The sequence below is a fragment of the Cyanobium sp. Aljojuca 7D2 genome, from assembly GCF_024346415.1.
Classification (GTDB): Bacteria; Cyanobacteriota; Cyanobacteriia; order PCC-6307; family Cyanobiaceae; genus Cyanobium_A.
Genome location: NZ_JAGQCX010000001.1, coordinates 309407 through 335413, shown reverse-complemented (window position 1 = coordinate 335413; position 26007 = coordinate 309407). Strand labels below are relative to the sequence as shown.

Sequence of the window (26007 nt, the reverse complement as noted above, 5' to 3'; positions counted from 1 at the left end):
CAGTGCCCTGGACACCGTGAGCGGCCCGATCGAGGAACAGCCCAGCCTTTGGCAGCAGAGCGATCTGCTCAGCCTGGCGCCCCAGGCCCCCGAGCCAGGTCCAGCCCCCAAGCGCGATCGCCAGCCCCAGCTGCCGCCCCTCACGGGCCGCTCGGATGCGGCCCGGGTCGCTCCAACCACCTTGTTGATCCTTGACACCGAAACCACCGGCCTGGAGCTCAGCTCTGCCCAGTGCATCGAGGTGGGGGCCGTGTTGTTTCACGTGCCCCAGCGCGCCGTGCTCAGCCAAGTGTCCTTCCTGTTGCCGGCCCAGGCCAATCCAGCCGAAGCTGTCAACGGCATTGCGGCGGCGGTGACGCAGCTTCCCCAGCCCTGGCGAGCCGGCCTGCAGCACTTTGAGGCCCTGCTGGCGGCGGCCGATGCGGTGCTAGCCCACAACGCGGCCTTCGATGCCCAGTGGTTTGGTTTGGCGCCCTTGCCACCGATCCACAAGCCCTGGATCTGCTCGATGGACGACATCCGCTGGCCCGCGGAGCGACACCTTCGGCCTGCGCCGTCGGTGCGCGATCTGGCCCTGGCCTACGGCGTGCCGGTGTGGGCCGCCCACCGGGCCCTCACCGACTGCATCTACCTGGTGCAGGTGTTCGAGCGCTGCACCAACCTCGAGGAGTTGCTGGTGGCGGCGCTGGAGCCCAAGCTACTGTTTCGCGCCAACCTCTCCTACGCCGAGCGCCACCGGGCCAAGGAGGCCGGGTTCCGCTGGAACGATCCGGTGCGGGGTGCCTGGACCCGTCGCCTCAGCGAGCGGGAGGCCCAGGCCTTGCCCTTTCCGGTGCAACCGGTGGATGCCGATCCCGTGGCGGCCTAGCCGCACAAATCTGTACCGATTGTCTTCCAATCTCCGAAGCAGAGCGGGGTGTTCGCGCCATTGCCGTTCTGCAGGCGCAGGGTGGTGGTGCGGTCGCCATGGAGACCATGGCCAGTCGGGTGCGGTTTCGGGTTCTGCAGGTGGACGGCGGTCCCCAGCAGCGCGTGCTCCGTTGGCAGGCTGCCCGGTCTTGGGCACGGCTGATCCGCGAGGCTGAGGCGCTGTGGCGGGTGGATGTGCGCGGTCTGCGCCGTCTGGCTGCCCATGAGCTGGGTCAGTTGCTGCAGGAGGTGCCGCCGCGCCTGCGACATCGCGTCAACCGCTGGTTGGAGCGGCTCCAGGTGGCCACCCGACTGCGGTGATCTGGGGGTGAGTCGGCCAGTTCTGCCAGCCGCTGGCCACAAAAAAACCGGCTGGGGAAGCCGGTGGAAGCCGCACTAGTGCTGGAAACTGCACAAGTGCTGGAAGCTGTACGGATGCCGACCGCTGGATGCGGTGCCGGTTGAAAATCGGAGCGACAGGATTTGAACCTGCGACCCCCACTACCCCAAAGTGGTGCGCTACCAAGCTGCGCTACGCCCCGGCAGAAGGAAGCTACCACAACGCTTTGCGGGGTTTCAGCCGCTGGATCAGGCGACGGCTGAGTCTCTCCCGGCTGAGGCCTGCGTAGCCCGCAATCCGCTGCTGATGGGCCAGCTGGCGCAACTCCGCCAGCCCCATGCTGGCCAGCCGCAGCTCGGGCAATTTCTGCCAAGCAGCGGCAGCGGCCGGCAGATTCGACCCCCGACGCGAGCCGCTGAAGCTCAGCAGGGCTCCCCCTGCCATCCATTCCGGCACCAGCACAAACAACACCGCGAGCAGTCCATAGAGCTCCACCAGCCCCTTGGGCAGGGGGTGCAGTTGGCGATGCTGCGATTGGCGGTGGCGCGACGGTGGCTCGGTCACAGCAGCTGGAGGCTGGGTTGGGGGCGCCGGTCCAGGGTCTGGGGCGCGGTGTTCTCGCGCCACTGGAGCGGTGGCTCTGGACGCGGATTCAACCGCACGCTCCAGAACACAAGCGCAAAGCACAGGCCCAGGGTGATCAGGAGTCCCAGGATCACCACCCGATCCGGCAACGGGTTCATGGCTCCAGCCCTCTCACACCTGCTCCGTGCGCAGGCATTCCAGCCGCCGAGACTGCTGCTCCATGGTCAGCACATCCCCCTTGAGCACCAGGGTCATCTGGTCGTTGCGGTAGCGGATGCCGGGCAGGTCGGAAGCCTCGCGGAACAGGGTTGAGCGGAAACGGCCGGCGATCAGGGAGGCCTGGGCGTCGTTGCGCTCCAAGGTGACCCGACGGGCATTGGGGCAGAGGAACTGCTCGGTGATGCCGTAGTCCTCCCACCACGGGGAGCCCATGGAGATCAGGCTGAGCGCCAGCAGCGACAGGGGGAACGACACGGGCAGCAGCGGCCTCTCTTAGGTCAAGCGAATGGGGGAATTGTCCCCCCGAAGCACGCAATGGGCCACCGACCAGTCATAGGCATCCCACACTCGGGCATCGAGTTTGTAGGCGGCGCCGGGGAACTGGCCCAACCGTTGGCCGCTGGGCTGGGCGGAGCAATAGGGCCGGCTGCCCGGTTTGGCCAGGTATTGCTGGTGATAGGGCTCTGCAAACCAGAAGGTCTGCTGGCTGCGCAGCTCAGTGGTGATCGGCCCGTAGCCAGCGCCGCTCAACAGGGCCTGGTAGGCGTCGCGGCTGGCTTCGGCCTGGGCTATCAAGCCCGAATCGTTGACGTAAATCACGGAGCGGTACTGGCTACCGCGATCGTTGCCCTGGCGATCTCCCTGGGTGGGGTCGTGGCATTCCCAGAAGAGTTTCAGCAGGTCGCTGAAATCAATCTGAGCGCTGTCCCACACCACCCGCACCACCTCGCTGTGGCCGGTGCGTCCGGAGCACACCTGGTCGTAGCTGGGTTGCTGGATCGTGCCGCCCGCGTAGCCCACCGCTGTGGTCACCACCCCAGGCAGGCGCCAGAACCCCTTTTCAGCACCCCAGAAGCAGCCGCAGCCGAACACGGCTTCGGCTTGACCCGGCTCGGGGGCCGCCTCGATCGGAGTGCCCAGCACCACATGCGGAGACTGGGTCTGGGGAGCGGTCTGAAACAGCCCGAACACGCTCGATCGTGCAATGAAAGACGAGCCTAGGCAGCCCCTTTCGAGCCTGCGTCGGCCTCCAGGGCGATGTGGTTGAGCAGGGTGGTGGTAAACGCGAACAGCAGGAAGGGCAACGAGAGGACCAGGATCAATCCCACCCCCACCAGGGCGAAGATCGGCTTGCTGGCTCCCATCAGCGCCAGGCCCGCAGCCAGGCTGGCAAAGATCACCAGCATCCAGATCAGGATCTGGCCGTAGATGTCGCCGAAGGTGAGGGTGCAGCGCAGCCGATACGACAAGCCGGTCAGTCGGGTTGCGGGCGACGGTGCGGGCTCCATGACTCCGGACGCGATTGGCGATCTCTTCTAGGTAAGCCGCGGCGGGCCGGGTTGTCTGGAGAGGGCAACAAGTGTTGAGATCAGCCCGCAGCTTTCAGCTGCAACGGTTAACCCGCAGCCCTGAGCTGCTCGGTGGCCTGTTCCCGATCCCACAGCCGCCGGTAGGTGCCGCCCTGGGCGAGCAGCTCGCTGTGGTGGCCCTGCTGCACCAGCCGCCCCTCCTCCATCACCAGCACCCGATCACAGGCGGCGGCGGCCGAGAGTTGGTGGCTGATCATCAAAATCGTGCGGGTCTGCCGTTGACGCGACTGTTCCTCGCGGACGCTGCGCAGGATTTCGGCGGCTGTCGTGTTGTCAACACTGGCGAGGGCATCGTCCAGCACCATCAGGGGCGTCTGAACCAACAGGGCTCGTCCCAGGGCCGTGCGCTGGCGCTGGCCGCCGCTGAGGGTGATGCCCCGTTCCCCCACCAGGGTGTTGTAGCCATCGGGGAAGCCCTTGATATCGCCCTCCAGCCGGGCCTGGCGGGCTGCCGCCTGAACGCGCTCCAGGGGCGCTTCGGGCTCGCCGTAGCGCAGGTTGTCGGCAAGGGTGGCGGTGAATAGGTAGCCCTCCTGGGGCACCAGGCCGACTTGGGCTCGCAGAGCCTCGAGATCCAGGGCGGTGATGTCGACCCCATCGAGCCAGAGTTGGCCGGGCTCCAACTTCACCATGCGTCCCAGTGCTCGGGCCAGGGTGGTTTTGCCGCAGCCCACGGGCCCCACCACCGCCACCAGTTCGCCGGGATGGAGCACAAAGCTGACGTCCACCAGCGCTGGTCGCGGAGCACCGGGGTAGCGCACGGTGAGACCGCGGGCTTCGATTGCGCCCCGGCTGGGTTGGGTTGGCGGTTGGGGTGATCGAGGCGACACGATCAGGGGGCGCCGGCGCAGCAGGTCTTCCACCCGCTCCAGGCTGACCTGGCCTGTCTGGAAGGTGTTGAGGGTGAAGCCCAGCAGTGCCGTGGGAAACACCAGTCGCTCCACAAACAGGATCAGGGCGACGAGGTCGCCGATCGTCAAGCGGCCACTTTCGAGTTGGCCGCTGCCCAGGGCCAGCAGCAGCAGCAGGCTGATCGAGGAGATGCCCTCCAACAGCGGAAACAGCGTGCTGCGGGTGCGGGCTAGTCCCAGGGCTGCATCCCGGTACATCCGGTTGCGTCCGGCGAAGGCGGCCTGCTCGGTGCTCTCCTGGCCGTAGATCTTGATGGCGCTGATGCCGGAGAGGTCTTCCTGGATCAGATCGCTCAGGGAGGCCAGCGCTTCCTGTTGGCGTCGCTGCTGGCGCATCATTCGCCCTCCGAACAGGCGCACCACCATCAGCATCAGGGGGTAGAGCCCCACCGCCGCCAGGCTCAGCCACGGGTCGATGGCCAGCATCGCCGGCAAGGTGAGCGCATAGGCCAACACCGTGTTGGTGAGGCTGAGTACGGCGAAGCCCAGCAGACGCCGCACGTTTTCCACGTCGCTGGTGGCCCGGCTGATCACCTCGCCGCTGCCGGTGGTTTGCACCCAGCCGGGCTCTTGCCGCAACAAATGATCAAAGATCTGCTGCTTGAGGTCGGCTTCCACCTGCCGGCCCACGCCAAACACCAGCATGCGCGAGTAGAGCCGCACCGCGCCCATCACCGTTGCCAGGGCGACGATCAGAGCCGCTTGCGCCAGCACGTCCTGGAGGGCAAAGCCGTCCTGCAGGTCGTCGATCACCCGCCGCACCAACAGCGGTATCGAGACGCTCAGCAGGTTCACCACCACCAGGGCGACCATGCCCTGGAGCACCACCTTGCGGTGGGGCCGGAGGTAGCGGCCAATCAGATCCAGCCGGATGGCTCCCATCGGGGCCGGGTGCACAGGTGGCCCCAACCTAGGGACGCGCTTTTCCGGCAGGCTGGACACCTGAATGGGGCAGCGCCATGGCTTCCGGTAACCCGGCTTCCGGCAACAAAGCTTCCGGTAACAACGACCAGTGCCATCCCCTCTATGCCACCGATCGGGACGTGGTGGATCGTCTGCTGGCGGCCGAGGTGCCGGCCGACGATCACCTCGTGGATGCGGCGCGTCTACTCATGCGCTACGAGGGTTTTCCTGGCGCCCATGACCTCAGCGCCGACCTGGCCAAGACGCTGCGACTCTGGGGCCTGAGCCGGGAGGAGCTGCATCGCCGCACCCGCGCCATCTGGGAGGCGGGCTTTCGACCGGCGCCGGCGGCCAGTGAGGCGGTGGGATCCAGTTTTGATACCGCCGATCAGGAGCAGGGCTGAACAACGTTGCTCGGGGGCATCGCCAATTTCCCCCTCTTCGGGTGATAGTGGAGGAGTCCCCATCACCCGGCCCGGCGTGCTTTGCACCCGGGCTTTTTTCTGCCTCCAGCTCTGGCTTCAAGTCCGGCTCCTACGGACCCTTCCCTCCCCGATCCCCATGGCCCAAGCCCATCCCTGGCCCGCTCTCCTGGAGCAACTGCTGCAGGGAGAACCGCTCTCGACAGAGCAGGCCACGGCGCTCATGCATGGCTGGCTGGCTCAGCAGATTGACCCCGTGCTCACCGGCGGCTTGCTGGTGGCTCTGCGGGCCAAGGGGGTGACGGGTGGCGAGCTGGCGGCCATGGCTGCGGTGCTGCGGCAGGCCTGTCCGATGCCAGCTGCCCGCCCGTCCTTCGCCCTGGTGGACACCTGCGGCACCGGGGGCGACGGCGCCGACAGCTTCAACATTTCCACCGCCGTGGCCTTTGTGGCGGCTGCCTGCGGTGCGCCAGTGGCCAAGCACGGCAACCGCAGCGCCAGCGGCCGGGTGGGCTCGGCCGATGTTTTGGAAGCTCTGGGCCTGCATCTGCAGGCGCCACCGGAGCAGGTGATCGGCGCCCTGGCCGATGCAGGGCTCACGTTCCTGTTTGCGCCGGGCTGGCATCCGGCCCTCGTCGGCCTGGCCCCCCTGCGTCGCACCCTTGGGGTGCGCACTGTGTTCAACCTGCTCGGGCCGCTGGTCAATCCCCTGCGGCCCGAGGCCCAGGTGTTGGGGGTGGCCCGGCCGGAGTTGCTCGATCCCATGGCCGAGGCCCTGGCCCAGCTGGGCCTGCGGCGCGCGGTGGTGGTGCACGGCCACGGTGGCCTGGATGAGGCGTCCCTCGCCGGCGTCAATGCCCTGCGGCTGGTCGAGAATGGCGCGGTGCAGGCCGATGAACTCGACCCCGAGCAGTTGGGCCTGGCTCGAGCGCCGCTGGCGGCTTTGGCTGGCGGCGACCTCGCCACCAATCGCACCATCCTTGAAGCGGTGCTCCAGGGCCGGGGCACCCAGCCCCAACAGGATGTGGTGGCGTTGAACACGGCCTTGGTGCTGTGGGCCGCTGGCCGGGCCGATAGCGTGGCGGAGGGACTCCAGCAGGCCCAGCAGGCCCTGGCGGCTGGCGGCGGCTGGCAGGCCCTGGAGCGGCTGCGCGCCGCCCTCCCCGCCCCCGCTGCGGGATGATCGAACCATCTGCGTTGAACCCGTGAGCGAGCCTGCTGCCACTGCCCTGCTGGTGCTGGCCGATGGCACGGTCCTGCGGGGCGAAGCCTTTGGTGCCCGCGGCACGGCCATCGGTGAAGTGGTGTTCAACACCGGCATGACCGGTTATCAGGAAGTGATGACCGACCCGAGTTACTCCGGGCAGCTGGTCACCTTCACCTATCCCGAGCTTGGCAACACCGGCGTCAATGCCGACGACCAGGAAGCCGATCGGCCCCATGTGCGTGGCGTCATTGCCCGCCAGCTGGCACCACGCGCCAGCAATTGGCGTTCCGAAGGAGATCTGGAAGCATGGCTGAGCCGGCACGGCGTGGTCGGCATCCGTGCCGTCGACACCCGCGCCCTGGTGCGCCATCTGCGAGAAGGGGGTGCCATCAACGGGGCCATCAGCAGCGATGGCACCGCCCCGGGGGCCTTGCTGGAGCAGGTGCGCTCAGCCCCCTCCATGCAGGGCCTCAACCTGGCGGCCCAGGTGTCGACCCCAGAGCCCTATCAGTGGGATCGCTCCTGTGGCGCCGCCTTTGACGCCCGGCTGCAGCAGCGCCCCGATCGCCCCTACCGCGTGGTGGCGATCGATTTCGGCATCAAACGGGCCATCCTCGAGCGCTTGGTGGCCCATGGCTGTGGGGTCTCCGTGTTACCCGCTGACGCCAGCCTCGAGCAGGTGCTCAGCCACCAGCCGGAGGGGGTGTTCCTCTCCAATGGACCTGGCGATCCGGCCGCCGTCGCCACTGGCATTGCGCTGGCCAAGGGGTTGATTGCCCAGCCCAACCTGCCTCTGTTCGGGATCTGTCTGGGTCACCAGATCCTGGGGCTGGCCCTGGGGGGCAGCACCTTCAAGTTGGGCTACGGCCACCGCGGCCTCAACCATCCCTGCGGCAGCACCGGCCAGGTCGAGATCACCAGCCAAAACCATGGCTTCGCTCTGGATTCGGATTCCCTTCCCGCCGAGCGGGTGCGCGTGACCCATCACAACTTCAACGACCAGACGGTGGCGGCCTTGGAGATGTGCTCTCAGCCTGTGTTCGGCGTCCAGTACCACCCAGAGGCCAGCCCCGGTCCCCACGACGCCGACCACCATTTCGCTCGTTTTGCCACCCTGATGGCCGAGCGCCGCTGAAGCCTGTCGCAGTTTTGTTGCGACTGCTGCAGCGACAAATTTGCTCCCTACACTTCGCCCCAGAACGGATCGGGGGCTGGAGCCATCAACGACCTGCAGCGATTGACGGTGTCCCTTCGAGGGGGCTTCGAGCAGCAGGCCCACTGCCAGCTGTTCCGCTTCACCGGCCAGCTTGACGCCTATTCCGACAAGCAGTTCGGCGAGTTTGTGGCCTCCCATCGAGGCACCGGCCAGTCCTTGGTGATTGATCTGAGCCACATCGACTTCATCGACTCCTCCGGACTGGGGGCGCTCGTGCAACTTGCCAAGCAGTGCAACGCCGACCGGCAACAGTTTCTGGTGGTGGGTAACGCCCGGGTGGTGCAGACCGTGAAGCTGGTGCGCCTGGAAGAGTTTTTGCATCTCCAGCCCGATCTCGACACCGCCCTTGGCACCCTCGCGGCCTGAGCAGGGCAGCCCTGACCCATCGGACAGCACGGGGTCGGACAGCACGGGTTGGTTGGCAGGGCTGACGCCCCAGCCCCCCGGTGCCGAGCTCGGCCCCCTGCAGCTGGCCTGGCTGGGGGATGCGGTGTGGGAGTTGCACCATCGCCTGCAGCGCTGTCGTCGCCCTGCCCGCTCCCAGACCCTGCATCAGCAGGTGGTGCAGGTGGTGCGCGCCGATGCCCAGGCCCAGGCACTGGAGTGTCTTGATTCCCTGCTCAGCGAGGCCGAGCGCGATCTGGTGCGGCGCGGCCGCAACCGGGCCGGTCGGGGGCCGCGCCGGGGGGATGCGGCGGCCTATGGACAGGCCACGGGTTTTGAGACGCTGCTGGGCTGGCTGTTTCTTCACAACCCTCCCCGGTTGGTCGAGCTGCTAGATCACTTGAAGGAGAACGATCCATAACCTGCGGAAGACGCCATGAGCCCACGATTTGATCGCCGCCCCGAGAAGCGGACGGGGGGCGGGGCCCGCGGGGCTGGTCGCCCACCCCGTTTCAGCGGTCCTAAGCCGGAGTGGCGCCGCGATGGAGCTGGCGAGGGCCGGGAGGGAAGCCGCGATGCCCGGCGCGACCCAGGCGGGCCTGCCCCTCGTGGTGCTTCGCGCTATCAGCCCCGCCGCGACGGCGGCGCCGAGCGCCCCAGCAGCCGAGGTGAACGCCGCCCCTTTGAGCGTCGCAATGACAGCGACCGCCCCGCCTATGGGGAGCGCAGGCCGGATCGTTTCTCAGGGGATCGCGGTGCCGCCGATAGCAAGCCCTACGACCGCCGGCCTGGTGGCCGTTTTGAAGGTCGTCCCCAGGGTCGGCGCCCCGATGCAGCAGGACGCCCCGATGGTCGCCGTTTTGCAGGGCGCCGGCCCGATGGCCCCCGCTTCGAAGGACGCCGTGCTGACGGTGGGAGATTCGACAGCGCCAGATCTGAAGGTGGCAGATTTGAAGGTGGGCGCCCGTCGCCAGGACGCTTCTCGCCCAAGCCCCTGATTGTCGATGCCGACAGCCTCCCCCCCAGTGGCGATGCGGAGCGCCACAGCGTTGACCCCAGCACCGACCTGATCTGGGGACGCCATCCAGCCCAGGCAGCCCTTGAAAGTGGTCGTCCCATCCACCGCGTCTGGTGCACGCCGGAGATGCGGTTCAGCCCGAAATTTCTCCAGTTGCTGCGCGAGGCCAAAGCCTCCGGGGTGCTGGTGGAGGAGGTCACCTGGGCGCGCCTGGGGCAGATCACTGGTGGGGCCGTGCACCAGGGCATTGCCCTGCAGACCGCCGCTGCGGAAACCCTTGACCTGCCGACCCTGCTTGAGGGATGCGCCGGCATCGGCGAACCGCCGCTGCTGATGGCGGTGGATGGCCTCACCGATCCCCAGAACCTGGGGGCGATCGTCCGCAGCGCCGAGGCGCTCGGGGCCCATGGCCTGGTCTTGCCCCAGCGCCGCAGCGCCGGCCTCACCGGTTCGGTGGCCAAGGTGGCAGCCGGTGCACTGGAGCACCTGCCCGTGGCCCGGGTCGTCAATCTCAACCGCGCCCTCGACACCCTCAAACAGGAGGGTTATCGGGTGGTGGGCCTGGCCGCTGAGGGCACCGTCAGCTTGGAGGAGGCCGATCTGGAGGGACCCCTGGTCATCGTCACCGGATCGGAGGGCGATGGCCTCTCCATGCTCACCCGCCGCAATTGCGATCAGCTGGTGCGTATCCCACTGCGCGGTGCCACCCCCAGCCTCAATGCCTCCGTGGCCACCGCCCTGCTGCTTTATGAAGTGGCCCGTCGCGGCTGGATGAAGGGGTTGCGTGGCTCCCAGCCCGCACCGCGCCTGGTTCGCCCCCAGCTCCCCGCTCCAGCGGCGGAGCCCGCTGAGCTGGTCACTGAGCTGGTTGCTGAGCCTGAGGTCTCTCCCCTGGCACTGGAGGAGGCTCCCCCCATCGCCGAGCTGGCTGCTGCTGAAGAGCTGCCTGTTGCGGCTTGGATGCCTCCTGAGGATGAGGCTCCCGTGGCGGATCCCGGCGTCAATGAGACCACCCTGGACCTCGGTCTGACCCCGGCAGGGCCCGCGGGTTTCAACGGGGACATTCAGCTGTGATGCGCCCAATCCCTTCCGGTCCCAATGGCGGGCAGAATGGACGCAGTCATGCCCCTGCTCCATGAATCCCCTGCTGTGGCCCGTGCGCAGCTGCGCCAATGGTCTGGGCCTAGCTTGGTGGGCGCGGGTGGAAACCCGTTCACCGGACGCGGTCTACTGGTTTGGGCCGTTTGTGCGTCGTGGCACCCTTGAGGCCCACTTGCCAGCCTTCCTCGCCGATCTGCAGGCTGAATCGCCCGGATCCCTGGAGCATCAGCTGCTGCGCACCCGCCGGGGTGAGCCCCTCACCGAAGTGGGTTGATCGGGGTCAGCTGATAGCGTCCAGACCAGCTAGCAAGTAGGTGAATGGGGATCGCCGGATCGCGGGAGCAGGGGATCGCCGCCTGGCGTGAGCAACTGCGCAAGGGCGACATCTCGGCCCGGGAACTCACCGATCACCATCTGGCTCGGATCGCGGCGGTCGATTCCACCGTGCACGCCTATTTGGACGTCACCGCGGAGCGGGCCCGGGCCGATGCCGATCGCATCGATACCCTCCGGGCCGCCGGTGAAGAGCTACCCCCGCTAGCGGGGATTCCGTTGGCGATCAAGGACAACCTCTGCACCAAAGGGGTCGCCACCACCTGCTCCAGCCGCATGCTGGAGCACTTTGTGCCCCCCTATGAGAGCACCGTCACCGAGCGCCTCTGGCAGGCCGGTGGCGTGCTGCTGGGCAAAACCAACCTCGACGAGTTCGCCATGGGCAGCTCGACGGAGACCTCAGCCTTTGGCCCCAGCCGCAACCCCTGGAATCCGGAGAAGGTGCCCGGCGGCAGCTCCGGCGGCAGTGCGGCGGCGGTTGCCGCCGGTGAGTGCATGGCCTCCCTCGGCTCCGACACCGGCGGTTCGATCCGCCAGCCGGCTGCCTTCTGCGGGGTGGTCGGGCTCAAGCCCACCTATGGCCGCGTCAGCCGCTACGGCCTGGTGGCCTTCGCCAGCTCCCTCGACCAGATCGGCCCCTTCACCACCTCGGTGGCTGATGCTGCCGAGCTGCTGCAGGTGATCGCCGGTGCCGACCCCCGCGATTCCACCTGCCTCAACGCCCCCGTGCCCAATTACGTCGAGACCCTGCAGCAGCCGGTGGCCGGGCTGAGGGTGGGCCTGGTGCGCGAGTGCTTTGAAGCGGAGGGCCTCGATCCCCAGGTGAAGGCGTCTGTGCTCGCCGCTGCCGCCCAGCTGGAGGCCCTGGGCTGTGAGTTGGTCGATGTGAGCTGCCCCCGCTTCAACGACGGCATCGCCACCTATTACGTGATTGCGCCATCGGAGGCTTCGGCCAACCTGGCTCGCTACGACGGCGTGAAGTACGGCTACCGCGCGGCCGATGCGGCCAGCCTGGCGGAGATGACGGCGCGCAGCCGGGCCGAGGGGTTCGGCGATGAGGTGCAGCGCCGCATCCTGATCGGCACCTACGCCCTCTCGGCCGGCTACGTGGATGCCTACTACAAAAAGGCCCAGCAGGTGCGCACCTTGATCCGTCGCGACTTTGACCGGGCCTTCGAGGCGGTGGATGTGTTGCTCACCCCCACCTCCCCCACCACGGCCTTCGGCTTTGGCGCCCACAGCGACGACCCCCTGGCCATGTACCTGGCCGACCTGCTCACCATCCCCGCCAACATGGCCGGCCTGCCGGCGATCAATGTCCCCTGCGGCTTCGATCTCCAGGGCTTGCCAATCGGCTTGCAACTGATCACCGGTGTGCTCGAAGAGCCGCGGCTGTTGCAGGTGGCCCACCACTACGAGCAAGCCGCACGGGTGATGCAGAGCCGCCCCGTGGCTGATCTGGTGCCCTAGCGGCACTCCAGATCTGGTGCCGGTAGCCCAGGGCGCTCCAAATACCACGCTGGATCTTGCGTAGTCGCCTAACTTGGGTTTGCACCTGGTGCCCGCCGGCCGCTTCTGCCCTTGGCTTTCGTTCCGCTCCACAACCACAGCGACTACAGCCTCCTTGACGGGGCGAGTCAGTTGCCGGCGATGGTGGAGCGGGCGGTCGAGCTCGGCATGCCCGCCCTGGCCCTCACCGACCACGGCGTCATGTATGGCGCCATCGAGCTGCTGAAGCTCTGCACCAAGGCGGGGATCAAGCCGATCATCGGCAACGAGATGTATGTCATCAATGGCTCCATTGATGACCCCCAGCAGAAAAAGGAGAAGCGCTACCACCTGGTGGTATTGGCCAAGAACGCGGTGGGCTACCGCAACCTGGTGAAGCTCACCAGCATCAGCCACCTGCGCGGCATGCGCGGCCGGGGCATCTTTTCCCGTGCCTGCATCGACAAGCAGTTGCTGGCCCAGCACAGCGAAGGGTTGATTGTGGCCACCGCCTGCCTGGGCGGCGAGATTCCCCAGGCGATCCTGCGGGGCCGCCCCGAGGTGGCCCGCGACGTGGCCCGCTGGTATCAGCAGACCTTCGGCGACGACTTCTACCTGGAGATCCAGGACCATGGCGGCATCGAAGACCGCATCGTCAACACCGAGATCGCTCGCATCGGCGCGGAGCTGGGCATTGAGCTGATTGCCACCAACGACGCCCACTACCTCAGCGCCAACGACGTGGAAGCCCACGACGCGCTGCTGTGCGTGCTCACCGGAAAGCTGATCAGCGACGAAAAGCGCCTGCGCTACACGGGCACCGAATACATCAAAGGCGAGGCCGAGATGCTCGCCCTCTTCGGCGATCACCTGCCGCCAGCGGTGGTGGAGCAGGCTGTCGCCAACACCGCCAAGGTGGCCGAGAAGGTGGAGGCCTACGACATCCTGGGCCGCTACCAGATGCCGCGGTTCCCCATTCCTGAGGGTCATACACCGGTGAGTTATCTCACCGCGGTGGCCGAGCAGGGCCTGCGGGATCGTCTGCATCTGGAGAGCGATGCGGCGTTTGAGCCGGAGTACGGCGAGCGGTTGGCGTTCGAGCTGCAGGTGATGGAGCAGATGGGCTTTCCCACCTACTTCCTGGTGGTGTGGGATTACATCCGCTTCGCCCGTGACAACGGCATCCCGGTGGGGCCAGGTCGGGGCTCGGCGGCCGGATCCCTGGTGGCCTATGCCCTGGGCATCACCAACATCGATCCGGTCACCAATGGCCTGCTGTTCGAGCGCTTCCTCAACCCGGAGCGCAAGTCGATGCCGGATATTGACACCGACTTCTGCATCGAGCGCCGTGGTGAGGTGATCGATTACGTCACCCAGCGCTATGGCGAAGCAAAGGTGGCCCAGATCATCACCTTCAACCGCATGACCTCCAAGGCCGTGCTTAAAGATGTGGCGCGGGTGCTCGATATTCCCTACGGCGATGCCGATCGGCTGGCCAAGTTGATTCCTGTGGTGCGGGGCAAGCCCGCCAAGCTCAATGAGATGATCGGCGCTGAATCGCCGGCACCGGAATTCCGGGAGAAATACGAGAAGGATCCTCAGGTGAATCGTTGGGTCGACATGGCCATGCGGATCGAGGGCACCAACAAGACCTTCGGGGTGCATGCGGCTGGCGTGGTGATTGCCGCAGATCCGCTCGATGAGCTGGTGCCGCTGCAGCGCAACAACGACGGCCAGGTGATTACCCAGTACTTCATGGAAGACGTGGAGTCGATGGGCCTGTTGAAGATGGACTTCCTCGGGCTCAAAAACCTCACGATGATTGACAAGACTATTGATCTGGTTGAGCAGAGCAGTGGCGTGAAGGTGGATCCCGACGACCTGCCTCTCAACGACGAAGGGACCTACGCCCTGCTGGCCCGGGGCGATCTCGAAGGCATCTTCCAGCTTGAATCGAGTGGCATGCGCCAGATCGTGCGCGATCTCAAGCCCTCATCCCTGGAGGACATTTCCTCGATTCTAGCCCTCTATCGACCGGGTCCGCTCGATGCAGGACTGATCCCCAAGTTCATCAACCGCAAACACGGTCGCGAAGCGATCGATGTGGCCCATGAAAAGCTAGAGCCCATCCTGAAGGAGACCTACGGGATCATGGTCTACCAGGAGCAGATCATGAAGATCGCCCAGGACCTGGCCGGCTATTCCCTGGGGGAGGCCGACCTGCTGCGGCGGGCGATGGGTAAGAAGAAGAAAAGCGAAATGGAGAAACACCAGAGCATCTTCGTGAGTGGTGCCACCGAGCGGGGTGTTGATCCGAGGGTTGCGGAAGCCCTGTTTGAACAGATGGTGTTGTTCGCGGAATACTGCTTCAACAAGAGCCATTCCACCGCCTATGGGGCCGTTACCTATCAGACGGCCTATCTCAAGGCCCACTATCCAGTGGCCTACATGGCGGCGCTGCTTACTGTGAATGCCGGCGACAGCGCCAAGGTGCAGCGCTACATCGCCAACTGCAATGCCATGGGCATCGAGGTGATGCCGCCGGATGTGAATGCCTCCGGAATCGACTTCACACCAGTGGGCGATCGCATCCTGTTCGGCCTCTCGGCCGTGCGCAATCTGGGCGATGGGGCGATCCGTCAGTTGATCGAAGGTCGACGCAGCGATGGCCCCTATGAATCTCTCGCCGAGCTCTGCGATCGCATTCCCGGCCAGCAGCTCAACCGCCGAGCCATGGAGGCCTTGATTCACTCCGGTGCCCTCGATGCCCTCGAACCCAAGGCCAACCGGGCCCAGTTGATGGCGGATCTTGAACTGGTGATCGATTGGGCCAGCTCCCGCGCCAAGGATCGGGCCAGCGGTCAGGGCAATCTGTTTGACCTGTTCGGAGCCGCCGCGGGGGCCGATTCCACTGCGGCTGGCGTGGCCGATTTGAGTACGGCGCCCAAGGCTGCTCCAGTGCCGGACTATCCCCCCACCGAGAAACTGCGTCTGGAGAAGGAGCTGGTGGGCTTCTACCTTTCGGATCACCCCCTCAAGCAGTTGGCCCACCAGGTGAAACTGCTCTCACCGGTGGCCCTCGGCAGCCTGGAGGAGTTGGCCGATAAGGCCAAGGTGAGTGCTGTGGTGATGGTGTCTGAGTTGCGCCAGGTGACCACCCGCAAGGGCGATCGCATGGCCGTGCTGCTCCTTGAGGATCTGACCGGCAGCTGCGAGGCCGTCGTGTTTCCCAAGAGCTACGCCCGCCTGGCGGATCACTTGATGGTGGACGCCCGTCTGCTGGTGTGGGCGTCGGTTGACCGCCGCGATGATCGCGTGCAGCTGATTGTCGACGACTGCCGCTCCATCGACGATCTTCAGCTGCTGATGGTCGATCTGCCGGCCGAACAGGCTGCCGACATCGCCATCCAGCACCGACTACGGGAATGCCTGCACCGCCATAAGCCCCCCCAGGAGGAGGCCGGACTGCGGGTGCCGGTGGTGGCCTTGGTGCACCAGGCGGATCAGACCCGCTTCGTGCGACTCGGGCCCCAGTTTTGTGTGGGCGACGTGGGAGCCGCCCTCGACACGCTGACCGCCGCCGACTTCAGCGCCCGGGTCAGCTCACCCATCCTTGCGGCCTGAGCTGGGCGGCGGTTGAGCATTGGCTCCTGTGCGCATGCTCCGAATTGAGCTGCGCAGGCGGCTGATGTTCACTCCGATCTGCTCGGTCCCCAACAGGCTGCCCGGCTGGTCTTCCCAGCTGGCTGACAGCACCCCAAAGCTCAGGCCGAGCAAGCCCAGAAAAAAACAAGCCCCCGATGCCGCCAAGGTGGCACCAGGGGGAATGTCGGCGATCTCTCGGCTCACCAGCAAGTAGCTGCCGACAAACACGCCCATTCCCATCAGGGTGGGGATGCCGGTGCCGATGGCGATGCGCCGGGCCATGCGGTTGGCCACCGCATCGGGAATCACCTGCTGGCCAGCGGGTTGACGTGAGCCTTTGCCGGCTGGAACTCGGCGTTGAATTCCTTTGCCGGCCATGGACGCGCTCCGTTCAGCCGCGGATGCCGAGCTTGGCGATCAGGGCGCTGTAGCGCTCCTTGCTGATGCCGTTGAGGTAACCGAGCAGCCGCTTGCGGCGGCCGATCATCTTGAGCAGACCCTGGCGCGAGGAGAAGTCGTGCTTGTTCTTCTGGAGATGGCCGGTCAGCTGGCTGATCCGCTCACTGAGCATGGCCACCTGCACTTCCACCGAACCGGTGTCAGTGCCATGGGTCTGGTGACCGTTGATCAGTTCCTGCTTTTTGGTGGTGGTGAGCGGCATGGGCTGGGGAGTGAAGCGCAGGCTGGGCCCGGGTTGGGGACCTACGGTGCAAGCGACCACCATACCGCCCAGGGGTCTGGGTAGCTGTCGGTCAGGCCACCTGGCGGGACAGCCAGCGCAGGCATTCGCGGATCCAATCTTCCGGCCCAGCCTCTTCTCCGAGCCCGCCTGCGGCCACGGCCCGCAGGGCTCGGTGAATCTCCAGGGCCTCGTAGCCCAGGGCCGCCAGGGTGAGCTGCACCTCATCCCGACCGGCGGCGGGCAGCAGGGGGCCCTCCGCCAGGGGATCACTGTCGTCCTGCCCCTCCAGCTGCCCCAGGAACCGCTGCTGCAGCCGGGTGCGCAGTTCCACCGCCAGCCGTTCTGCGGTGCGCTTGCCCACTCCTGGGGCCTGGCAGAGCCGGCGCAGATCGGCCTGCACGATCGCCTGCACCAGCTCGCTGGGATCCATCACGCCGAGTAGCCCCAGGCCCATCTGGGGACCCACACCACTCACGGCAACCAGTTCCCGGAACAGATCCCGCTCGTGGCGTTCGCCGAAGCCGTAGAGGATCCAGGCGTCGTCGCGGATGGCGTGGTGGATGTGCAGGCTCACGGCGCTGCCCTCCGCCGGCAGCTGCTGCCATTGCCGTTGGCTCACCTGAACGTCGTAGCCCACCCCCTGACACACCAGCATCAGGCCGAAGCGTTTGTCCTGCTGCCAGGGATGGGTGAGTTGCCCTTGCAGCCAGCCGATCATGGGAGCAGTGAAAGGTCCCCCATCGTGCCCGCCCTGCCCAGCCGTGCCCAGGCCTCGCCCGCGATTCGATCCCGGTGGCAGTCCCGCCGGCTGCTCGGTTGGTTGTTGCCGATGGTGCTGGTGGTCTGCACCGCGCTGACCGGTTGCAGTGGTGTCGCTCAGCCACCGCGCTCGGTGTTGTTGCAGGCCCTGGAGTTGCAGATCCAGCTCACCCAGGGGGCCATCGCTGAGGCCCTCGCCCTCGAGGCCGGCGGCACCCCTGAGGTGAGCCGGGTGCGGGTGTCTGAACAGGAGTCGGTGCGGATCGGCGACGCCAAGGGCCTGCGGGTGCTGGGTCAGTTCGACTGGCGCCTGGCCGGCGATCCGATTCGGGTCGACAGCCCCTTTGAGCTCTATCTGCAGCGTGGGGAACGGGGCGAGAGCTGGCGTCTGGCCAGGCCCAGCGGCCTCGCTGCCGATGGCGCTGCAGGGGACGATGCCAACGTGCAGGCCTGGATCACCGACCCCCTGCCGCTGAAGGGCTGATCAGGCTTCAGGACCCCTTTCATTCGTCATCCGCAGAGCTTCACGACCCGCACCGCATCCCGAACCCCTACGCGAACCGCATGGAGACCCCCGCCCCGCCCTGGCTGCCTGAGTCTGTTGCCCGCACCTATCCCGGCTGGGTGCAGCGCAAGGCCGTCACCCTGTGCAAGCGGGATCAGAAGCGCGGCGGGAGCGGCAATGTGCAGGACTACCGCCTGGCCATTCACAACGCCGTGGTGGCCTCGGCCGGCCTGGACCACTGGACCGGCGAGCCGCTCGACTGGCACCTGATCGGGAGCTACGACCCGAAGCAAGCCGATGCCGCTGGGGCTGAGCACAAGCGCCGATTCGCTCTACTGCCAACTCCCAGCCAACCCACAGGCAGCCCGGAGCCTGCGTTTGTGATCTGCGCCTGGCGCACCAACGATGCGCGCCACGACATGACGCCTGAGGAGCTCCTGGAGTTTTGCCGCCGGGTGGTGGCCCACGCCGAGCGGATCAGCGCACCCGCTGGCGGTGACTGAGGCTCACCAGGGTGGCGGCCAGCACCAGGGCCGCGCCAGCGATGGTCCAGGCGTCGATCGCTTCGCCGAACAGCAGCCAGCCCCAGCCCCCCGCAAATACCACCTGCACGTAGCTGATGGCTGTGGCCCGTGCCGCCGGCAGGGCCATCAGGCTGCGAGTCAGGTACACCTGGCCCAGCTGGGTGAACAGCCCCACGCCGAGGAGCCAGAGCACTTCCATCGGGCTGGGCAGCACCGGATGGAGCGCCACCAGCGGCAGGCTCAGGGGCAGGGCTACCAGGGGGAAGTAGAAGACGATCACCAGCGGGTGCTCGCTCTGGCCCAGGGAGCGCACACTCACGTAGGCCAGGGCCGTGAACAGGGCCCCGGCCACGGCGATCAGCACCGGTTGCCAGGCCAGGGCCATGCTGCCGCCGGGCTGGGCCACCAGCAGCACCCCAAGCCAGCCCAGGGCCATGGCGGCCACCACCCGCTTGCCGATGCGCTCGCCCAGCATCAGCCAGGCCAGCAGTGCCGTGAACGGTGGATAGAGGTACTGCAGCACCGTGGCTGAGGCCAGCGGCAAAGCGGCCAGGGCGGCATAGACGCAGAGCAGGGCGGCGGTGCCGATCGCTCCGCGCCAGATCAGCAACCACCTGCGCTTGCCCCAGGGGGGGATGCCAGCCCGGCGCAGCATCAACCAGCTCAGGGCCACACTCACAATGGTCCGGGCCAGCACCACCTCGGCGGCGGGAATGCGCCCGCCCACTTGCTTCACGCACACGCCCATCAGCGAAAAACTCAGGGCGCTGGCCACCATTCCGAGCATGGCCCGCCGGCCCCGGTCAGAATCGGTCATCGCTTCAGCGCCCACCGCCGCCCTCGATCGCTTTGAGCCTGCCGCGTCTCCACCCCCGCACGATCGAGGCCGTCAAGGAGCGGGCCGACATCGTCGATGTGGTGGGCGAGCACGTGGTGCTCAAAAAGAAGGGGCGGGAATACGTCGGCATCTGTCCCTTCCACGACGACACATCGCCGTCGATGACGGTGTCCCCGGCCAAGCAGTTCTACTACTGCTTCTCCTGCGGGGCCGGCGGCAATGCCATCAAGTTTCTGATGGAGCATCAGCGCCAGAGCTTCAGCGATGTGGTGCTGGAGCTGGCGCGCAAATATCAGCTGCCGATCGAAACCCTCGACGGCCCCCAGCAGGAGCGCCTGCGCAAGCAGCTCTCCCGTCGCGAGCAGCTGCACCGGGTGCTCACCCTGGCGGCGGGTTGGTTTCGCAGCCAGCTGCGCGCCCCCGAGGGCGCAGCGGCTCTGGCCTACCTGCGCGACAGCCGCGGCCTGAGTGAAGCCACCCTGGAGGCCTTTGAGCTCGGCTACGCCCCCGACCGCTGGGACGGCCTGCTCAGCCACCTGCAGCAGGTGGAGGGCTTGGGTCCGGAGCTGCTGGAGGCGGCTGGCCTGGTGGTGCCCCGCAAGGGGGCTCTTTCACAGGACAGCCGTGGTTTTTACGACCGCTTCCGCCACCGGGTGATGGTGCCGATCAAGGACCGCCAGGGGCGGGTGATCGGCTTTGGTGGCCGCAGCCTCGATGGTGGCGAGCCGAAATACCTCAACTCCCCGGAAACGGAGGTGTTCGAGAAGGGCAAGCATCTGTTTGGCCTCGACAAGGCCAGCAACGCCATCCGCAAGGACGACCGGGCGGTGGTGGTGGAGGGCTATTTCGATGTGATCGCCCTGCATGCCGCCGGCATCACCAATGCCGTGGCGGCCCTGGGCACGGCCCTGAGCAGCCAGCAGATCACCCAGCTGTGCCGCTGCTGCGAAAGCCGCCGGCTGATCCTCAATTTCGACAGCGACGGTGCGGGTGTGCGCGCCGCCCAGCGGGCCATCGGCGAGGTGGAGCAGCTGGCGCTGCAGGGGCAGCTGGAGCTGCGGGTGCTGCACCTGCCCGCCGGCAAGGATCCCGATGAATTCCTCAAGGGCCAGGGGGCTGGCGAGTACCGCTCGCTGCTGGATCAGGCTCCCCTGTGGCTCGACTGGCAGATCGAGCAGGTGCTGGAGGGGCGGGACCTAGCCCGCCCCGACCAGTTCCAGCTTGCGGTCACGGCCCTGGTGGCGTTGCTGGGCAAGCTGCCCCAGAGCGCCGTGCGCAGCCACTACCTGCAGCGGGTGGCCGAGCGGCTCAGCGGCGGCCAGGCGCGTCTGGCGATCCAGCTGGAGGACGACCTGCGTCAGCAAGTGAAGGGCCAGCGCTGGCACGGCCGCTCCCAGAAGTGGGAACAGCCCGGCGAGGCGGGCCTGCGGGAACGGGCCGAGGCGGAGCTATTGCGGCTCTATCTGCACTGCCCCAGCCACCGCGCTGCCATCCGGGTGGAGCTGCGCCAGCGGGAGCTCGACGATTTCGCCCTGCAACACCACCGCCTGCTGTGGGCGGCGATCAGCGCCCTTGAGGAAGACAACCTGGGGGTCGGGCGGCTGGAGGCGATCAACCGCGGCAGCGATCCCGGCCACGACCTTGGCGATCTCGACCTGCCCCGGTTGCTGGGTGATCAGCTGGTGGTGGAGCAGAGCACCCTGCTCAGCCGCTTGACGCCCCTACTGGAGCCCAATGAGTTGCAGCGCATGGCCCTCAGCCAGCCGATGCTGCAGCTGCGCGGCGCCACGGCTGCTCTGGAGCGCCAGAAGAGCGTCAAGCGCTGCCGGCACCTCCTGGATGCCTGGAGCACCCAGCGCCTCGAAACCCTGGAGCGCTGCATCGCCCGGCTGCTGGATGAGGAGCGGCAGGAGGCGCGAGCCGCCGCCTCTGGTCTGGCTCCGGTGAGCGACATGGAGGCGCGGATTGAAGCCCTGTTCACCGAGCTCAATGGCGATGCCCTTCGCTTCCAGGAGCTCTATTACAACGAGCGCAAACACCTGGAGCACCTCGATTCCCAGCGCCGCGCCGGCTACGGGGAGGTGATGGCCCAACCCGCGGCCTGATCCTCTGTGCGGCTGTGCTCACCAGGGCGTTTCATAGCCCGTTTCACAGCCCGTTCAACGGTTTGTGCAACACCTCTGAATTCCCCAAACCCATCCCGATCTTCTCGGCTTTGTTCTGATGTCCCCGTCTCTGATGCCGTCCCGCGTCGCCGTTGTCGGAGGGATCGGCCTGCTTGGCCTGGCTGCTGCTCTGTTGCCTTGCTCCCAACCAGTCCAGGCGCAGGCCCCGGCCCCGATCCAGGCCCAGAGCCAGGCTTGCCCCTGCAGCTGTGAGCAGCCCAGCGTGGGGCTGATCGGGCCTGATGGCCTGTGTCAGTGCCCCTGTGGGGCGGTGCCGATTCCCGGCATCAATGCCGAAACCCTGTCAGGCCCACCCAAGCCGCCCAAGGCCGGGGGACCGGCACCCACCTGGACCGTTGAACCCGGCTTCGAGGATGGCTTTGGTGGCCCCTTCTGGGGTGACTGGTGGTGAGCGGTGATCCAGCGCCACCCGATGGCGCTGTAGTGCCCGGATACGCTGGATTTCTCTGTGCACTGCCAATACCTGCGGCCATGGGGTTTTTCGAGGTGTTCTGGCAGGGCGAGGCCATCGGGGATGGTGGCGATCTCGAGGAAGCCCTCACCGCCTATCTCGCTGTGCAGCCTGAGGAGGGCAGCTGGGCTGAGGCCTGCGCGGAAGCGGAGGTGCAGCCCTGCATCCGGCGTTATGCCTCCTTCGAGGCCTACCTCGACAACGCCGACGAACTCGAGACGATCCCGGTGAGCGCCGCCATGATCGAAGCAGCCCTTGTGCCGCTCGCCTGAGCGCGGCCCTGCCAGACCCATCAACGGGCCTGCACCACCGGGATGGCGGCCAGCCGGGTGGTGGCGGCACCGGAGAGCTGCGAGCGCCGCATCCGCCAGGGCGTCTGCAGGCCGGCGGCGGCCCATTGCACGGTGCCGCTGCCGTAGTGGTGGTTGAGGCGATCGATGGTGGCCATCAGGGCTGAGCGGCGGTGCTGCTGCTCCAGGGGCAGCGGCACCAGCAGGTGGTGCTGCAGGATCTCCGCGCTCTGCAGGTTCTGCAGCACAACGCCAGCCTTCTGCAGGGGTTTGTGGGGTTTGAACAGCTGCTCAACCAGGGGCAGGGCCGCCTGCAGCAGCACGGCCGTGTCGCTGCTGGCCAGGGGCAGGGTCACCGTGGCGCTGTTGCTGTAGAAGCTGGTGCCATTGAAGGGGCTGCTGCGCACAAACACCGTGATGGCCGCGGCCCGTTGCCGTTGGCGCCGTAGCTTCTCCGCCGCCCGGCTCAGGTAGGTGGCGATCGCCTCCTGCAGCTCGGCCTGGGTGGTGATGGGCTGGCTGAAGCTGCGGCTGACGCAGGTTTCCCGCTTGGCGGCCGGCAGGGTATCCAGCGGCAGGCAGGCATGGCCGCGCAGCTCCTGCTGCAGGCGCACGCCCACCACACCGCAGCGGCGCCGCAGTTCGCCGCTGGGCATGTCCCGCAGGGCCCGGGCATGGTTGATGCCGCGCAGGCGACACCAGCGGGAGAGCTGGCGGCCGATGCCCCACACGTCTTCGATCGCGACCGCTTCGAGGTGGGGATCGGGATCACCGATGCCGCCGAAATCCCACACACCGTCGCTTCCGGGTGCCGTTTTGGCGAGGCGGTTGGCGAGCTTGGCCAGCACCTTGCTGGGGGCGATCCCCACCGCCACCGGCAGGCCCAGCTCGCAGAGCACGTGGTGGCGCAGTCGCCGGCCCCAGTCGTGCAGGTCGCCGTGGCCGGCGGGCCGGTGCAGCTGGCCGAAGGCCTCATCGATCGAATAGATCTCCAGCTGCTCGACCCACGGCTCCACGGTGGTCATCAGCCGCTGGCTCATGTCGGCGTAGAGGGCGTAGTTGGAGCTGCGCACCACCACACCCTGGCGTTCCAGTTCACGCCGCACCTGGAAGTAGGGCTGGCCCATGCGGATGCCGAGGGCCCGCGCTTCGGCACTGCGCGACACGATGCAGCCGTCGTTGTTGGACAGCACCACCAGCGGTCGGCCCAGCAGCGCGGGATCCATCACCGCTTCGCAGGAGGCGTAGAAGTTGTTGCCGTCGATCAGCACGATCGCCGGCCGGCCGGTGGCCTGAGAGCGGCAGGTCATGGTGCTTCAGCGATGGCCCGTGCCGGGCTCCAGGGTGCGGATGACGTGCACGGCCACCCCCCAGAGGTGGGGCTCAGCGCCGGGATCCAGCTCCAGCGGGGGATAGGCCGGATGGGCCGCCTCCAGCCGCAGCCGGCCCCGGTGGCAGACCAGCCGTTTGAGGGTGAAACCACCAGCGAGCCAGGCCACCACGATCTGGCCAGGTCGGGGCTCCAGTCCCCGATCCACGATCAGCAGGTCGCCGTGGGCGATGCCGGCACCCTGCATCGACTCGCCACTCACCCGCAGCAACACCGTGCTGGCACGGCAGCGGATCAGCTCGTCTTCAAGGCTGATGGCGGTGACGCTTGTGGGAGTGAGGCTGGTGGAAGTGAGGCTGGTGGGGGGAGCGGGGGGTGCCAACGGCGCGCCGCAAACCCAATCACGTTAGTTCAGGTGTACTGGCGCGGCGTCGGTCTAATCCTGCGGGCCGGCATCCTTGGAGCCGGTGAAGCGCCGATAGAGCCACAGGCCGCCACCGCCCCACAGCAGGGTCCACAGCACGAAAGTGGTGAGCGTGCCGAGCTGGCCCGTCTCGAGGGAATAGACGCCGGCCTGGATCAGCCCGGCATCGATCAGGGAACCGCCAATGCCCCAGCCCAGCACCCAGCTGAGCAAAAAGCCGATCGCCTGCAGATTGCCGGTCATGCCGGCGAGGTTAGGCGCTGGCTGAAGCGGCGGACGAACTGCGCCAGGGGCATCGGCCCGCAGCGGCGCTGCCAGCCCAGTCCTTCCGGGTAGCGGCGCCAGCAGGACAGCCGATTGCCGCGGTGGTCGAGACAGATCAGGTAGCGGTAGGTGGCAGTGGCGGCGGTGGACGGAGCCTCCGCGCTGGGCAGGGGCCGCAGCGGCTCAAACACGGCAGCAAGCTCCCGCCAGTTGCGGGGCGGCAGCCCGCTGGCCCGCAGCGGCGCGCCGAGCAGGCTGGCGAGGTGCTGGGGGAAGCCGGCATCGGGAAGCCACCAGTGGCCCTGGCGGGACCGGTGGGACTCGAGCAGGGAGATCACGGCGCCGCAGGCCATGGGCAGGGAAGGGAAGGTCCCTTCACCAGTGCCCGGCCTGTCTCACCCTCAGCTGTCAGACCGCAGCCAGTGCTGCTCCACCCGGTCGGCCAGGGCGAGGCAGCGATCCATCTCTTCCCAGAGCAGATCGCGCCGACTGCTGTGCACGGCGAAGGAGCGGTGATGCAGCTCCCGGGCCTGGTAGCGAAGGGCATCGCGGATGCGCTGCCAATCGTCGCGATGGAGCGTGTCGCTCAACACTGCTGCTGGGTTAGCCACTGCTGGGTCAGCCAATGGTGGGTCAGCCAATGGTGGCCATGTGGCGCATCAGGTCGATGCACTTGCAGCTGTAGCCCCACTCGTTGTCGTACCAGGCCACCACCTTCACGAAGGTGTCGCTCAGGGCGATGCCGGCCTTGGCATCAAACACCGAGGTGCAGCTCTCACCCAGGAAATCGGTGCTCACCACCTCGTCCTCGGTGTAGCCGAGGATGCCGGCCATGGGGCCTTCCGAGGCGGCCTTCATCGCCGCCTTGATCGCGTCGTAGCTGGCCGGCGTGGCCAGGTTCACGGTGAGGTCCACCACCGACACATCGGGGGTGGGCACGCGGAAGGCCATGCCGGTGAGCTTGCCGTTGAGCTCGGGGATCACGCGGCCCACAGCCTTGGCGGCACCGGTGGAGCTGGGGATGATGTTCTGGCCGGCACCGCGGCCGCCGCGCCAGTCCTTCACCGAGGGGCCGTCCACCGTTTTCTGGGTGGCGGTGGCGGCATGCACGGTGGTCATCAACCCGTTGACGATGCCGAAGTTGTCGTGCAGCACCTTCGCCACTGGAGCCAGGCAGTTGGTGGTGCAGCTGGCGTTGGACACGACGTCCTGGCCGGCGTAGCTGGTGTGGTTCACGCCCATCACAAACATGGGTGTGGCGTCCTGGGAGGGAGCGCTCATCACCACATGCTTGGCGCCGGCATTGATGTGGGCGCGGGCCGCTTCGTCGGTGAGAAAGAAGCCGGTGCTCTCCAGCACGTAGTCGGCACCCACGGCGCCCCAGTTGAGATTGTTCGGGTCGCGTTCGGCGGTGATGCGGATGGCCTTGCCGTTCACCACCAGCTGACCGTTCTCCACGCGCACCTCGCCCTGGAAGCGGCCATGGGTGGAGTCGTAGCGAAGCATGTAGGCCAGATACTCCACATCGATCAGGTCGTTGATGCCCACCACCTCCACGTCCGGCATGCTCACGGCTCGGCGGAGGGCCAGACGGCCGATGCGGCCAAACCCGTTAATGCCGATGCGGATGGTCATCGCGGCGCTCCTGAAACCCTGAATAGAAAGGCTCGAAGCCACCTTAGGGGCACTGATCAGGCTCCTTG

General features: G+C 67.1%; 32 protein-coding genes and 1 tRNA gene. 16 read left to right on the top strand and 17 right to left on the bottom strand.

Features of this window, described 5'->3' with window-relative positions:
- Positions 1–16 precede the first annotated feature (16 nt).
- Together KBY57_RS01905 and KBY57_RS01900 are read left to right on the top strand one after the other, a co-directional pair.
- Positions 17–868: a 3'-5' exonuclease gene (locus KBY57_RS01905; RefSeq protein WP_254994177.1), complete on the top strand. Its 852-nt coding sequence runs from the start codon at positions 17–19 to the stop codon at positions 866–868.
- A 107-nt stretch (positions 869–975) separates the two neighbouring features.
- Positions 976–1230 carry a hypothetical protein gene (locus KBY57_RS01900; RefSeq protein ID WP_094559644.1) on the top strand — a complete coding sequence of 85 codons (255 nt, stop codon included), beginning with the start codon at positions 976–978 and terminating at the stop codon, positions 1228–1230.
- Positions 1231–1377: 147 nt separating this feature from the next.
- Here the strand turns inward: KBY57_RS01900 and KBY57_RS01895 are convergent.
- The 7 genes from KBY57_RS01895 to KBY57_RS01865 form a co-directional block, all read right to left on the bottom strand.
- Positions 1378–1451: transfer RNA gene (locus tag KBY57_RS01895), tRNA-Pro, on the bottom strand.
- Between the two features lie 11 nt (positions 1452–1462).
- The gene (locus KBY57_RS01890) at positions 1463–1813 is read right to left on the bottom strand and encodes a hypothetical protein (protein WP_254994176.1); all 351 of its coding nucleotides are present in this window, start codon (positions 1811–1813) and stop codon (positions 1463–1465) included.
- Positions 1810–1992 carry a hypothetical protein gene (locus KBY57_RS01885; RefSeq protein WP_254994175.1) on the bottom strand — a complete coding sequence of 61 codons (183 nt, stop codon included), beginning with the start codon at positions 1990–1992 and terminating at the stop codon, positions 1810–1812. The genes KBY57_RS01890 and KBY57_RS01885 overlap by 4 nt, the downstream gene beginning before the upstream one ends.
- 13 nt (positions 1993–2005) lie before the next feature.
- The gene (locus KBY57_RS01880) at positions 2006–2308 is read right to left on the bottom strand and encodes a hypothetical protein (RefSeq protein WP_254994174.1); all 303 of its coding nucleotides are present in this window, start codon (positions 2306–2308) and stop codon (positions 2006–2008) included.
- Positions 2309–2326: 18 nt separating this feature from the next.
- A complete protein-coding gene (gene msrA, locus KBY57_RS01875) occupies positions 2327–3025 on the bottom strand; it encodes a peptide-methionine (S)-S-oxide reductase MsrA (RefSeq protein ID WP_254994173.1) in 699 nt (232 codons plus the stop codon).
- 26 nt (positions 3026–3051) lie between these two features.
- Entirely contained in the window at positions 3052–3342 is a 291-nt protein-coding gene (locus KBY57_RS01870; RefSeq protein WP_254994172.1) for a hypothetical protein, read from the bottom strand.
- 107 nt (positions 3343–3449) lie between these two features.
- Positions 3450–5216, bottom strand: a complete 1767-nt coding sequence (locus tag KBY57_RS01865) for an ABC transporter ATP-binding protein (RefSeq protein ID WP_254994171.1) — start codon at positions 5214–5216, stop codon at positions 3450–3452.
- A gap of 77 nt (positions 5217–5293) precedes the next feature.
- On the opposite strand from KBY57_RS01865, the gene KBY57_RS01860 reads away from it, so the two are divergent.
- From KBY57_RS01860 to KBY57_RS01820, 9 genes are all read left to right on the top strand, one after another.
- The gene (locus KBY57_RS01860; protein ID WP_254994170.1) at positions 5294–5641 is read left to right on the top strand and encodes a DUF3288 family protein; all 348 of its coding nucleotides are present in this window, start codon (positions 5294–5296) and stop codon (positions 5639–5641) included.
- A gap of 157 nt (positions 5642–5798) precedes the next feature.
- The gene (gene trpD, locus KBY57_RS01855; RefSeq protein ID WP_254994169.1) at positions 5799–6842 is read left to right on the top strand and encodes an anthranilate phosphoribosyltransferase; all 1044 of its coding nucleotides are present in this window, start codon (positions 5799–5801) and stop codon (positions 6840–6842) included.
- A 22-nt stretch (positions 6843–6864) separates the two neighbouring features.
- Positions 6865–8001, top strand: coding sequence for a glutamine-hydrolyzing carbamoyl-phosphate synthase small subunit (gene carA, locus KBY57_RS01850; protein ID WP_254994168.1), 1137 nt, complete (start codon positions 6865–6867; stop codon positions 7999–8001).
- A 102-nt stretch (positions 8002–8103) separates the two neighbouring features.
- On the top strand, positions 8104–8448 hold the full coding sequence (locus tag KBY57_RS01845) for an STAS domain-containing protein (RefSeq protein WP_254994167.1): 345 nt from the start codon (positions 8104–8106) through the stop codon (positions 8446–8448).
- A gap of 52 nt (positions 8449–8500) precedes the next feature.
- A complete protein-coding gene (locus tag KBY57_RS01840) occupies positions 8501–8887 on the top strand; it encodes a ribonuclease III domain-containing protein (RefSeq protein ID WP_094559648.1) in 387 nt (128 codons plus the stop codon).
- Between the two features lie 15 nt (positions 8888–8902).
- Complete coding sequence (gene rlmB, locus KBY57_RS01835) at positions 8903–10558, top strand: 23S rRNA (guanosine(2251)-2'-O)-methyltransferase RlmB (RefSeq protein WP_254994166.1); 1656 nt, start codon at positions 8903–8905, stop codon at positions 10556–10558.
- 61 nt (positions 10559–10619) lie between these two features.
- The gene (locus KBY57_RS01830) at positions 10620–10859 is read left to right on the top strand and encodes a DUF1816 domain-containing protein (protein ID WP_094559540.1); all 240 of its coding nucleotides are present in this window, start codon (positions 10620–10622) and stop codon (positions 10857–10859) included.
- 44 nt (positions 10860–10903) lie between these two features.
- A complete protein-coding gene (gatA, locus tag KBY57_RS01825; protein WP_254994165.1) occupies positions 10904–12388 on the top strand; it encodes an Asp-tRNA(Asn)/Glu-tRNA(Gln) amidotransferase subunit GatA in 1485 nt (494 codons plus the stop codon).
- 111 nt (positions 12389–12499) lie between these two features.
- On the top strand, positions 12500–16030 hold the full coding sequence (locus KBY57_RS01820; RefSeq protein WP_254994164.1) for a DNA polymerase III subunit alpha: 3531 nt from the start codon (positions 12500–12502) through the stop codon (positions 16028–16030).
- Here the strand turns inward: KBY57_RS01820 and KBY57_RS01815 are convergent.
- From KBY57_RS01815 to ruvA, 3 genes are all read right to left on the bottom strand, one after another.
- Complete coding sequence (locus KBY57_RS01815) at positions 16010–16429, bottom strand: PAM68 family protein (RefSeq protein ID WP_254994163.1); 420 nt, start codon at positions 16427–16429, stop codon at positions 16010–16012. The two genes, KBY57_RS01820 and KBY57_RS01815, sit on opposite strands and share 21 nt — an antisense overlap.
- 13 nt (positions 16430–16442) lie before the next feature.
- On the bottom strand, positions 16443–16712 hold the full coding sequence (gene rpsO / locus KBY57_RS01810) for a 30S ribosomal protein S15 (RefSeq protein WP_094559543.1): 270 nt from the start codon (positions 16710–16712) through the stop codon (positions 16443–16445).
- A gap of 91 nt (positions 16713–16803) precedes the next feature.
- Complete coding sequence (gene ruvA, locus KBY57_RS01805; RefSeq protein WP_254994162.1) at positions 16804–17451, bottom strand: Holliday junction branch migration protein RuvA; 648 nt, start codon at positions 17449–17451, stop codon at positions 16804–16806.
- A gap of 21 nt (positions 17452–17472) precedes the next feature.
- On the opposite strand from ruvA, the gene KBY57_RS01800 reads away from it, so the two are divergent.
- Together KBY57_RS01800 and KBY57_RS01795 are read left to right on the top strand one after the other, a co-directional pair.
- Positions 17473–17976, top strand: a complete 504-nt coding sequence (locus tag KBY57_RS01800; protein WP_254994264.1) for a hypothetical protein — start codon at positions 17473–17475, stop codon at positions 17974–17976.
- Between the two features lie 80 nt (positions 17977–18056).
- Positions 18057–18500 (top strand): hypothetical protein, encoded by a 444-nt coding sequence (locus KBY57_RS01795; RefSeq protein WP_254994161.1) that lies wholly within the window; start codon positions 18057–18059, stop codon positions 18498–18500.
- On the opposite strand, the gene KBY57_RS01790 is transcribed toward KBY57_RS01795, so the two are convergent.
- The gene (locus KBY57_RS01790; RefSeq protein WP_254994160.1) at positions 18475–19338 is read right to left on the bottom strand and encodes a DMT family transporter; all 864 of its coding nucleotides are present in this window, start codon (positions 19336–19338) and stop codon (positions 18475–18477) included. The two genes, KBY57_RS01795 and KBY57_RS01790, sit on opposite strands and share 26 nt — an antisense overlap.
- Before the next feature lie 32 nt (positions 19339–19370).
- Between KBY57_RS01790 and dnaG the strand changes: the two genes are divergently transcribed.
- The 3 genes from dnaG (at position 19371) to KBY57_RS01775 (ending at position 22268) form a co-directional block, all read left to right on the top strand.
- Complete coding sequence (gene dnaG, locus KBY57_RS01785; protein WP_254994159.1) at positions 19371–21464, top strand: DNA primase; 2094 nt, start codon at positions 19371–19373, stop codon at positions 21462–21464.
- A gap of 133 nt (positions 21465–21597) precedes the next feature.
- On the top strand, positions 21598–21936 hold the full coding sequence (locus KBY57_RS01780; RefSeq protein WP_254994158.1) for a hypothetical protein: 339 nt from the start codon (positions 21598–21600) through the stop codon (positions 21934–21936).
- Positions 21937–22016: 80 nt separating this feature from the next.
- Positions 22017–22268: a hypothetical protein gene (locus KBY57_RS01775; protein WP_254994157.1), complete on the top strand. Its 252-nt coding sequence runs from the start codon at positions 22017–22019 to the stop codon at positions 22266–22268.
- Between the two features lie 20 nt (positions 22269–22288).
- Here the strand turns inward: KBY57_RS01775 and KBY57_RS01770 are convergent, their stop codons facing one another.
- From KBY57_RS01770 to gap, 6 genes are all read right to left on the bottom strand, one after another.
- A complete protein-coding gene (locus tag KBY57_RS01770; RefSeq protein WP_254994156.1) occupies positions 22289–23596 on the bottom strand; it encodes a Y-family DNA polymerase in 1308 nt (435 codons plus the stop codon).
- Between the two features lie 6 nt (positions 23597–23602).
- Complete coding sequence (locus KBY57_RS01765) at positions 23603–23932, bottom strand: LexA family protein (RefSeq protein WP_254994263.1); 330 nt, start codon at positions 23930–23932, stop codon at positions 23603–23605.
- Between the two features lie 120 nt (positions 23933–24052).
- On the bottom strand, positions 24053–24283 hold the full coding sequence (locus KBY57_RS01760; protein WP_094559550.1) for a hypothetical protein: 231 nt from the start codon (positions 24281–24283) through the stop codon (positions 24053–24055).
- A complete protein-coding gene (locus tag KBY57_RS01755; RefSeq protein WP_254994155.1) occupies positions 24280–24657 on the bottom strand; it encodes a hypothetical protein in 378 nt (125 codons plus the stop codon). Before KBY57_RS01755 ends, KBY57_RS01760 begins: the two co-directional genes overlap by 4 nt.
- Before the next feature lie 48 nt (positions 24658–24705).
- Positions 24706–24894 carry a hypothetical protein gene (locus KBY57_RS01750; protein WP_254994154.1) on the bottom strand — a complete coding sequence of 63 codons (189 nt, stop codon included), beginning with the start codon at positions 24892–24894 and terminating at the stop codon, positions 24706–24708.
- Between the two features lie 43 nt (positions 24895–24937).
- On the bottom strand, positions 24938–25939 hold the full coding sequence (gene gap / locus KBY57_RS01745) for a type I glyceraldehyde-3-phosphate dehydrogenase (RefSeq protein WP_254994153.1): 1002 nt from the start codon (positions 25937–25939) through the stop codon (positions 24938–24940).
- Positions 25940–26007: the final 68 nt, after the last annotated feature.